Here is an 8,552-nt window from a genome sequence, read left to right on the forward strand (position 1 = left end):
TGCGATCACCGTAGGAAGCCGCGAAAAGAGGTGTCAAAGAAGGGTGACGACATACGGCGACATTGAGTCATGCGGCATGAAAGGCCGTCGGGCGGGCAGGGCCGGCTCCATGATCCACCGTGGCCGCCGCGTGCCACGGGCCGGGTGCGCGCAAGATGCGATCAGCGGGGGGCCGCCACACGATGGGATCACGCAGGCGCTGCGGCGCACGCCCGGCAGGAAGGCGGACAACCGACGTGGAGCACATCGACGACCGCTCGGCGCCGTCCGGCACCGGCGGCGCGGCCGGGGCCGGATCCCCGGTCGAGGCCGCCCGCTCGTGCCTGACCCACTCCGCCGTCTGCCTGATGTCGCCGGCCTCGGTCCGGGCGCAGCTGGGCGCGGACGACACGTCGTGGGCGCGCTTCGCCGCGCACTGGGACGAGCTGGGCGAGGACCGGTACGCGGCCGAGCAGGGCACCCGCAGGCTGCGCCGGTACGGCCAGTTCGCCCTCACCCCGGCCACCGGGGAACTCGTCCAGCTGCCCCACACGCCGTTCGTGCAGCCGAAGGACACCAACCCGCTGTACGAGACGGTGGACCGGCACTTCGAGCCGCTGACCGACGCGTTCGTCGCCGACCCGCTGCTGCGGCCGCTGTTCGACCTGCTGGCGCAGGCGGCGGCCGCCCTGGACGACGCCGGGCGGTGGATCGTCAAGGTGCATCCGTTCCGGGTCGTCGCGACGGCCGACGACGCCGGGGACCCCACCCCGGAGGGCCGCCACAAGGACGGCGTCACGCTGGTGTCCTCGCTGCTCGTCTGCCGCGACAACGCCAGCGGAGGCCAGAGCAGCGTCTACACCCACGACGGGCGGGAGCTGCTGTCGACCACCCTGCACCGGCCGGGCAGCCTGCTGCTGTCGGACGACCGGGACTCGCTGCACTGCGTCTCCCCGATCCGGCCGATGGACATCTCCCGGCCCGCGTACCGCGACGTGCTGGTGACCACCCTCACCGCGGCGTGACGCGGCACCTCACGTGTCCGTGGTGGCCACCGGCCCCTCCTGTCCGGGACGTCCGGCCCCATCCGCGCTACCCGGCCCTGGAGGTCCGGGCCACAGAGACGTACCCGCCGACGCCGAGGACACCGTCGCCCTCGCGGTGCTGCTCCCGCCCGGCCTGGTAGCGGGGGTGGTCGCCCGGCGTCACGGCGGGCTCCTGGCCGCCGACGACGGGCGTTCCGGACCCGCAGATCCGTACGCCCTCCGCGGCCGCGGCGACGGCCGTCCGTACCGCGACCAGCCCCGGCGCAGGCCGCCGGCGCCCGCGTACGGCGGTGTCTTCGCCTCGACCCGGCACCGGTCAAATGCGCCGGAGACGAGGACGTCGGCCGTCCGCGGCCCGGGACGCCGTGGACTGCTCACTTCCCCGGCATCGGCCACCCCGGTGGTCCTGTCGCGTCGCGTGGTGCGGACGGGGGCGGTGTGCACCGCGCTGGGCAGCCCATTTCGTCCGTCGCGGGATGAACGATGTTTCCGGGGTACCCGTGGCGCGTGTTCTTCATCAAACCCCCCGGTGTGTACGCCCCTCAGGAAGACACCGGAATGCTGGCCGCGGCCCTCCGGCGTGAGACGCTGCGGCCCGGCGCCGAGGTACTGGACGTGGGCGCGGGCAGCGGTGCCCTGGCGGTCGCCGCGGCCCGGCACGGCGCCGGGCGGGTCACCGCGACGGACGCCGCGTTCGCCGCCGTGCTCACCACCCGGCTGAACGCCTGGTTCGCCGGGCACGGCAGCCGGGTGCGCGCGCACCGGGGCGACCTGCTGCACCCCGTGGCCGGGCGCCGCTTCGACCTGGTCATGGCGAACCCGCCGTACGTGCCCGGTCCCACCCCCGTGCTGCCGCGCGGCGGCCGGGCGCGGGCGTGGGACGCCGGGCCGGACGGCCGGGCCGTACTGGACCGGCTGTGTGCGCAGGTGCCCGGACTGCTCGCCCCGGACGGTGTGCTGCTGATCGTCCATTCGCAGCTGTGCGGCCCGGACCGGACCGTGGAACTGCTGACGGACGCCGGCCTGGAGACCTCGGTCACCGACCGGAGGTTCATCCCCTTCGGGCCCGTGATGCGGCAGCGTGCCCCGTGGCTGGAGGCCCAGGGGCTGATCGCCCCGGGCCAGGACAAGGAAGAGCTGGTGGTGGTCCGTGCGCAGCGAGCCGCGTGAGCAGGAGGACCTACGGGAGCGCGAGGAGTGCGTACCGGAGCGCGAGGGGAGCGCCCCCAAGGAGGCGCGCCGGGTCGTGCAGGACCCCGGGGGCCCGGTGCTGATCGAGGGCCCGGTCGAGGTGGAGCTGGACGACGGGACGACGGCCCGGTCGGACCGGCCGTTCGTGGCGCTGTGCATGTGCCGCCGCAGCCGGACTTTCCCGTGGTGCGACGCCAGTCACCGCGGCCGCAAGCGGCCCCCGGCCGCACGTACGGCCGGGAGCAACGCCCGTCAGAGCGCGTCACAGCGGGGCGAACAGTGAGGATTCACCCGCCCGCCAGGCGCTGAGCAGATGCTCACCCAGCCGGTCTTCCAGCAGCTCGGTGACGGCGATGCCGAACGCGACGTCCGGGGCGAGCGCGGGCTCCTCCCGGAGCAGCCCCTTGACGACCTGGTGGCGCACCACCTGTTCGTGCACGGCGTCCGCCTCGACGTGCTCGGCGTAGAAGCCCACGGCCGCCCGCCCGGCCTCCAGCCGCTCCATCGCCTGCGCGAGGCGGCGTGAGCCGGGGGACGAGGTGACCTCGACCCAGGCGAAATGCCCGACCAGGGCGCCCCGGTGCACGCGGTGCAGCCCGAAGAGCGACATCAGGTTGTTGACGGCGAGCATCTGCCGCGAGCAGGCGCCAAGGTAGCGGCCGTACGAGCTGTCCAGGCCGAGGTCGTCCATCAGGTCGGCGAAGAGCCGCGCGTGCACCCGCTCGCCGCGGCCCGCCCCGAACTCGTCGTACTCCACCGCCATCATCCCGGCCTTGGCCTGGCCCCACAGGCGCGGCACCACCCACAGGTGGGGGTCGGCCTCCTTGAGGTGGTACAGGGAACGCTGGGCCGCGTACTCGCGCAACTGCCAGTGCGCACCCTTGTCGCGCAGGAAGTGCGAGACGCCGTCGCCGTCCGCCGGCTCCACCAGCAGGCCGTCGAGCAGCGTGTCCACGTCGTCCGGCTCGGGGACGTCGGCGCGCAGCGCGCCGAGGAAGGCGTGCTCCAGGGCGGCCCGGAAGCGCAGCAGCTCCGGGTCCCACTCCCAGGTGTCGGGTACGGCGTCGAAGCCGCGGTAGTGCAGCTCGTAGCAGAGGGCCAGGGCGAGTTGCAGGTCGTCGCCGTACGGGTCCGACGCCGCAGCCGTACGGCTGTCCGGCAGGTGCGCGGTGCCGGGCTGCTGGCCGAGCGCGGAGACGACCGCCGCTGACAGCTCTCCGCGGGCCGGGGGGCGTTTCACGTCGTGGTCCTTCCCTTCACCCGTGGGAACCCGTGCCTGGCACGGTGTGCCGGGTGGCTCACGAGTGCCCCCGGAGCCCCCGTGGAAACGCGGTGGCCTGCCCGTACGCGGCGGAAAGGCGGGCGGGGTGGCGGTCAGCCGGCGTCCGGCGGGCGGGCGGGAGCGGCGTCGGCGGTGGCGTCGGCACGGCCGGGGACACGGCCCCGGGTCCGCGGTCATTCCGGCTCGCCCGGCCGCTCCGGCTTCGCCTGCCGTCCCGGCTCACCCAGCCTCCCCGACCGGCCTTGCCGCCCCGCCTTCGCCTTCCGCCCCGGCTTCCCCTGCCCCCGCGGCTCGCCCGGGCCGTTGGGCTTCCCCCGGCCGTCCGGCCTCTCCCTCCCGTCCGGCTTCCGCCTCCTCTCCGGCGCGTCCGGTTCCGCGAAATGGGTCAGCTCGTGCAGCAGCTGCTTCATCTCCACGAGCAGTTCACCGCTCGCCGCGGCCGCCGGCGGGTCGCGCTGCTCCCGGAAGTCGTCCGCGAGCCGGTCGTACAGCTCCTGCGCCCGCTCACGGGCCCGGCGGTAGCGCTCCCCCGCCTCCGCCCGGTCGCTGTCCGCGAGCAGTTCCTCCTCGGCCTGGCACAGCGTCGCGGCCTCGCCCGCCAGGTCGGCGTACCGCCGCAGGAACGCGGTGCCGGGCACGGTCAGACGGGCCTTCTCCCCTGCCGTACCGGCCAGCGTGCGGGTGATGGCCGAGAGGTGGGCGACGGCCCGTTCCCACACCGCGTCGGCCTTCTCGGGCGGCGGCGGGAGCGGCCCGGTACGGCGCAGCCGGGAGCCGGGGTTGAAGCGGGAGCTCTCGGTGGTCCACTCGCGGGCGCTGGCCAGCGCCCGCAGCACCTGGCCGAGGCGGCGCGCACGGTCGTGCCAGCCCGCCGCGTCCGTGGCGCTCCACTCCCCGCCGCGCAGACCCTCGGCCATGAGCTCCAGCAGTTCGGCGCTCTCCCGGGGCAGCCGCCGCAGCTGGTCGTGCACATTGCGCAGGTGCACCGGCGGGAGGATCAGCGCGTTGACGGCGATGCCGATGACCGCCCCGATCGCGGTCTCCATGAGCCGGTGCCCGACCTCGGTCAGCGAGTAGGCGCCGTAGGTGATGACGAACAGGGCGGTGGTCGCGCCGTAGATGCCCTGGGCGCCCAGCCTGCGGTGGGTGCCGGCCAGCGTCATCACCGGCAGCACGATCAGCATGGCGCCCAGCGTGCTGCCGTCGGTCGCGGCCATCGCCGCGGAGGCCAGCAGGGCGCCCAGCACGATCACCACGAGCTGCTGGAGCCCGGACCGCAGTGAGCGGTAGACGGTGGCGTCGACCAGCGCCAGCGCGGTCCAGGGGGCCATCAGGGCCAGCGGCGCGTTGAGCCACCAGCCCGTCAGCGCCCAGGCCGCGACCGCCGCGCCGGCCGCTTTCAGCGACTGGACGACGGTGTCCCGTTCCGGCCCGGACCCCCGCACCGCGCTGCGCACCGTGCGGCCGACGGCGGCCACTTCCCACCACAGCCACCGCCACCCGGCCGTGCGCCTCGCCTCCGCCAACTCCGCCTCCCGGCTCACTCCTGTGCGCATCGGGCCCGCCGTGCTCACCGGTGGCCCGGAGCGCCGGGTACCCATGATCGTCCGGGTCAGGGCGTTTCTGATGGATCTCCGTGGAGGACACCGAGCGGGCCGTCGACAACGCTCGTGAGCAATACACCTGGTCGCAGCGGCACCTTCGAACACCCCTGCCGGTCCCTCTGCCGCCCGGGTGATACCGGGCACCCGTAGGGGTGGTCGCGCGGACCGTGGCGCTTCGTCAGCACGCGTGCCCGCCTTGACTGGATACGCGCCTCGTCCGCGCCCCGCCCCGCCCCCGACCCATACGGAAGTCCTCACCCTGATGCGTATCCGTTCCGCAGTCGTCACAGCGCTCGCCGCGGCCGGTGCGGCCGCCCTGGCCACGCCGCCCGCCGCCGCGAACCCGGCGTCGAGTCCGGCGATCTCCTCGCTCACCGAGTCCGAGTTCGTGGGGCTTTTGCGCATTCCGCTGAGCGAGTCCAACGTCAAGGCGGTCCTGGGCCTGGCCGAGACGGCCGCCCGGCCGCTGAACATGGAGAAGGGCGCCTCGCTCACCGGGAAGTGACACCCGCGGGACAGGCGCCCGCAGGGCGCACACACGTACGAGTCACTACGCGCGTGTGCGCCCCCGTCTGCGCCTGCCCGCCCCCTCGCACCGGCGGGACCGTGGAGTACGAGACCGGTACCCCGGACCTTCGACGAGGAGAGCGAAGTGATCCACATCAGCGAGACGCTCGTGCTGCAGACGGTCGAGGAGTTCCTCACCGCGGAGGAGATCGCCCGGCTGATCAAGATCATGGACAGTGAGGCGGCCGGTTGGCGGCCCCGCCACCAGGCCGAGGTCCTCACGGCCCCGGCGACCGCCCAGGACGTACTGGCCGACGCCACGCAGCGGGCGCTGCCCGCGATCCGGCGCAGCATGCCGTCCATCGCCGGGTCCGGTGACTGGGGATACACCGAACTCACCGTGGGCCAGGGCGTGCCCACCCACCTCGACGGGATCAGCAGCCCGCGGACGCCGCCCCGGCGCATCGGCCGGATCGGGGTGACGATCACGGACGCGGCGGAAGGCGGCCGGTTCTACATCGAGACGACGTCGGACTCGGCGCCCTGGACCGACACGATGCTGGGCGCGGCCGACGGATACGAGCCGGGTACGCCGCTCAGCCGCAGCCTGCCGCACGGCCCCGCCGTCCACGAGGACACCCCGCAGTGGCTGAGCGCGCCGCGCAAGAGCCGGTGGCTGACGGACGCCGGGCCGGGGGTGGCCGTCGCGTACGGCGCGCAGGTCATCCACGGTGTCACGCCGGTACTGCGCGGCCGGGTCCGCAAGTTCGTCACCGACCTCGTGGACACGGCGGCCTGACGGCGCCCGCCGGGACCGGGCGGGCCCCACCGGCCTGGTGGGGCCCGCCCGCTCAGCGCCGTACGATCCGAACCGGCCCGCTCAGCGCCGTACGCCCCGTACTCGCGACACCCCGAGCAGCCCGGCCGGCGGCACCTCCGCCGACGTCTGCTCCGGGCTCACCGCGAGGCCCCGCTCCCGCACCGGGCCCAGGAGCCGCTCGGCCAGCGGCATGACCATGTGCCGCCCCCGCCGCGGTGGTTGCGGTCCCGGGCGTTGAAGACCGCGAGCAGGGCCGAGGTGTCGGCGACGGCCGGCGGAGCGGTACCGGCGCAGGTACGCGTGGGTGTGTTCGGACAGGTCCGGCGGGCCTTCGAACAGGGCGGGCCAGTCGGGTACGCCAGGGTCGTCCCCGAGCGCCGTGTCGGGGACGAAGACCTGGCCGGCGGCCCACTGGATGGTGATCGCCTCCGGGGACTGGCCGGTGACCGCTGCCAACTGGCGCAGGTAGTCCGCGGTGGCGCCCGTGGCCGTGACGTGCGCGGTGATGCTGGGCCCGTCCTCGGGCGGCAGCTCCGGTGGCGGCTGGTCGCTCATCACGACACCTCCTGTCGTCGTCGCCCCCAGCGTGTCGGGACGGCGGGCCACCAGCCCAGCAGATCGCGAAACCGTGTCATGCGCTGTGTCCCAGCCGCGGCACGGAAACCGAAGCCCTCTCCTTCCCGGCGGCGCGTTCAGCTCGCGCCCTGCGCAGGGCAGTGGCTGCGGCCTGGCGGCGGCATTGGACCCGAGACGACTCGATCGGGGCTGCACCTCTTCCACGGGCTCGGGGAAGGCACGGGCGCTGAGCGCGCGCATCGCGGCGGTCTGCCGCTGCGCCGCTTCCGCGATGACCGGGTCCGTCCGGCGGTGCGGCGTGGCCGCTTCCTGGTGTGCGATGAGGGCGCGGTGGTAGCCGGCCGAGGCGTTCTCCCGGGTGTGTACGGGACCGATGGGCACGGCGGCGGGCGGCGGGTCGACGCCGCTCGGCTCGGGTATGGGCAGGGAGCCGGGTGTGTGGGCCTTGGCTACCGGCACCACGCGCACCCGCGACCGCGCGAGCAGGCTCTAGCCGGTCGGACGCCGTACCACGTCCGCGACGCCGTGCTCCTGGAGCCGCTTGAGGACCTTCGTCCCGGCCGCCGCCGAGCAGCCCAGCAGCCGCGCGGCCGTCGCCGCCGAACGGTGACCACCGATCCGTCGCACACCGACCGGCCGCATTCTCGCCGCGCCGCGCCGCAGCTGCTATCAAGATGGCGGCCTGTACGGCAGGGAAGGGGATCTTCGTGAACTTCGAGTTCGTATGCGGCTGGTGCGGGGAGGACAACGTCCTGTACGGCGAGCAGGCAGGTTTCTGGGGCACGAAGTACGAGCTGCCGGAGGAGTGGGACTGCTGGAACTGTGACGGCACGAACGTCACGCCGGACCCGCCGTGGACCGAAGCCGACTGACGCGTGTGCTCCTCGCGCTGGAGTCGAGGCTTCGGCCGACCCGTGCTCAACCGCCTCACCCACGTCACCGCGGCCACCCGCCGGGCCTCCGGCGGCAAGACAGTGAGCGCCCGTCTTGCCCGGTAGCGTCACTGCGCAAGCAACTGGATGACCAGCAAATATAATCTGCCCCATGTCGAAGCCTGACGAGCTGCTGGTTGACGTCGCCGCCATGGTGGAGTCCGGGCGCAGCAATCAGATGTCCCTGACCGTGGTCACCGGTGGAGCTGTCATCACCGGTCGGCTGGCTCCCGAAGCAGTGTGGCGGCACAGGGTGTCGGAAGTACTGACGGATTCGGACCGCGTGGGCGAGTTCTCCGCCGTCTTCGGTACCCCCGTGACGAACGGGCCGCCTACGCATCTGCACTTCCATGTCGCCCGGATCCTGCAAGGCACGGTCGGGATCCCGGAGACGGGCGGGATGTACCGTGTCGCGATCAAGGACGTCAGTGCCTGGACCGTGGGCGACTTCAGCTATTCCGACCGCTGAGCAACCACTGCGACGGTGACCCGCCGCACCCGGTGTGGGGGCAGGGGGGGGGGGGGGGAGGAGGGCGGCAAAACCGGGGGAGGGGGGGGGGTTACCAAGGCTTCGCGCCTCTGTGGAGCGCAAGAAGGGGGGGCAATCGCCACTAC

The 8,552-nt window shown here is 73.8% G+C and carries 12 protein-coding genes; 7 read left to right on the top strand and 5 right to left on the bottom strand.

Features of this window, described 5'->3' with window-relative positions; translation table 11 throughout:
* Positions 1 to 236 precede the first annotated feature (236 nt).
* Positions 237 to 1,004, top strand: a complete 768-nt coding sequence (locus ACZ4Z1_RS23950) for a 2OG-Fe dioxygenase family protein (protein ID WP_468488654.1) — start codon at positions 237 to 239, stop codon at positions 1,002 to 1,004.
* A 67-nt stretch (positions 1,005 to 1,071) separates the two neighbouring features.
* Here the strand turns inward: ACZ4Z1_RS23950 and ACZ4Z1_RS23955 are convergent, their stop codons facing one another.
* On the bottom strand, positions 1,072 to 1,338 hold the full coding sequence (locus ACZ4Z1_RS23955) for a hypothetical protein (RefSeq protein ID WP_468488655.1): 267 nt from the start codon (positions 1,336 to 1,338) through the stop codon (positions 1,072 to 1,074).
* 194 nt (positions 1,339 to 1,532) lie between these two features.
* On the opposite strand from ACZ4Z1_RS23955, the gene ACZ4Z1_RS23960 reads away from it, so the two are divergent.
* Together ACZ4Z1_RS23960 and ACZ4Z1_RS23965 are read left to right on the top strand one after the other, a co-directional pair.
* Entirely contained in the window at positions 1,533 to 2,195 is a 663-nt protein-coding gene (locus ACZ4Z1_RS23960) for a HemK2/MTQ2 family protein methyltransferase (protein WP_468488656.1), read from the top strand.
* Positions 2,176 to 2,499, top strand: coding sequence for a CDGSH iron-sulfur domain-containing protein (locus ACZ4Z1_RS23965; protein ID WP_468488657.1), 324 nt, complete (start codon positions 2,176 to 2,178; stop codon positions 2,497 to 2,499). The genes ACZ4Z1_RS23960 and ACZ4Z1_RS23965 overlap by 20 nt, the downstream gene beginning before the upstream one ends.
* On the opposite strand, the gene ACZ4Z1_RS23970 is transcribed toward ACZ4Z1_RS23965, so the two are convergent.
* Both ACZ4Z1_RS23970 and ACZ4Z1_RS23975 read right to left on the bottom strand, forming a co-directional pair.
* Entirely contained in the window at positions 2,479 to 3,456 is a 978-nt protein-coding gene (locus ACZ4Z1_RS23970; protein ID WP_468488658.1) for an iron-containing redox enzyme family protein, read from the bottom strand. The genes ACZ4Z1_RS23965 and ACZ4Z1_RS23970 overlap by 21 nt on opposite strands.
* 215 nt (positions 3,457 to 3,671) lie before the next feature.
* A complete protein-coding gene (locus ACZ4Z1_RS23975; protein WP_468488659.1) occupies positions 3,672 to 5,054 on the bottom strand; it encodes an FUSC family protein in 1,383 nt (460 codons plus the stop codon).
* Positions 5,055 to 5,364: 310 nt separating this feature from the next.
* Here ACZ4Z1_RS23975 and ACZ4Z1_RS23980 point away from each other — a divergent pair, with 310 nt between their 5' ends.
* Complete coding sequence (locus ACZ4Z1_RS23980; RefSeq protein WP_468488660.1) at positions 5,365 to 5,607, top strand: hypothetical protein; 243 nt, start codon at positions 5,365 to 5,367, stop codon at positions 5,605 to 5,607.
* Positions 5,608 to 5,754: 147 nt separating this feature from the next.
* Positions 5,755 to 6,408, top strand: a complete 654-nt coding sequence (locus tag ACZ4Z1_RS23985; RefSeq protein ID WP_468488661.1) for a hypothetical protein — start codon at positions 5,755 to 5,757, stop codon at positions 6,406 to 6,408.
* Positions 6,409 to 6,489: 81 nt separating this feature from the next.
* On the opposite strand, the gene ACZ4Z1_RS23990 is transcribed toward ACZ4Z1_RS23985, so the two are convergent.
* Positions 6,490 to 7,464, bottom strand: coding sequence for a hypothetical protein (locus ACZ4Z1_RS23990; RefSeq protein WP_468488662.1), 975 nt, complete (start codon positions 7,462 to 7,464; stop codon positions 6,490 to 6,492).
* A 30-nt stretch (positions 7,465 to 7,494) separates the two neighbouring features.
* Positions 7,495 to 7,632, bottom strand: coding sequence for a hypothetical protein (locus tag ACZ4Z1_RS23995; RefSeq protein ID WP_468488663.1), 138 nt, complete (start codon positions 7,630 to 7,632; stop codon positions 7,495 to 7,497).
* Positions 7,633 to 7,712: 80 nt separating this feature from the next.
* On the opposite strand from ACZ4Z1_RS23995, the gene ACZ4Z1_RS24000 reads away from it, so the two are divergent.
* Complete coding sequence (locus ACZ4Z1_RS24000) at positions 7,713 to 7,877, top strand: hypothetical protein (protein ID WP_468488664.1); 165 nt, start codon at positions 7,713 to 7,715, stop codon at positions 7,875 to 7,877.
* A gap of 172 nt (positions 7,878 to 8,049) precedes the next feature.
* Positions 8,050 to 8,406, top strand: coding sequence for a hypothetical protein (locus ACZ4Z1_RS24005; protein ID WP_468488665.1), 357 nt, complete (start codon positions 8,050 to 8,052; stop codon positions 8,404 to 8,406).
* The last annotated feature ends 146 nt before the right edge of the window (positions 8,407 to 8,552 follow it).

The organism is Streptomyces sp. NPDC030165 (assembly GCF_055573595.1).

Coding starts and splice junctions, on each gene's coding strand:
- ACZ4Z1_RS23980 (WP_468488660.1), top strand. CDS start 5,365: ATGCGTATCCGTTCCGCAGTCGTCACAGCGCTCGCCGCGGCCGGTGCG.
- ACZ4Z1_RS23975 (WP_468488659.1), bottom strand. CDS start 5,054: ATGCGCACAGGAGTGAGCCGGGAGGCGGAGTTGGCGGAGGCGAGGCGC.
- ACZ4Z1_RS24005 (WP_468488665.1), top strand. CDS start 8,050: ATGTCGAAGCCTGACGAGCTGCTGGTTGACGTCGCCGCCATGGTGGAG.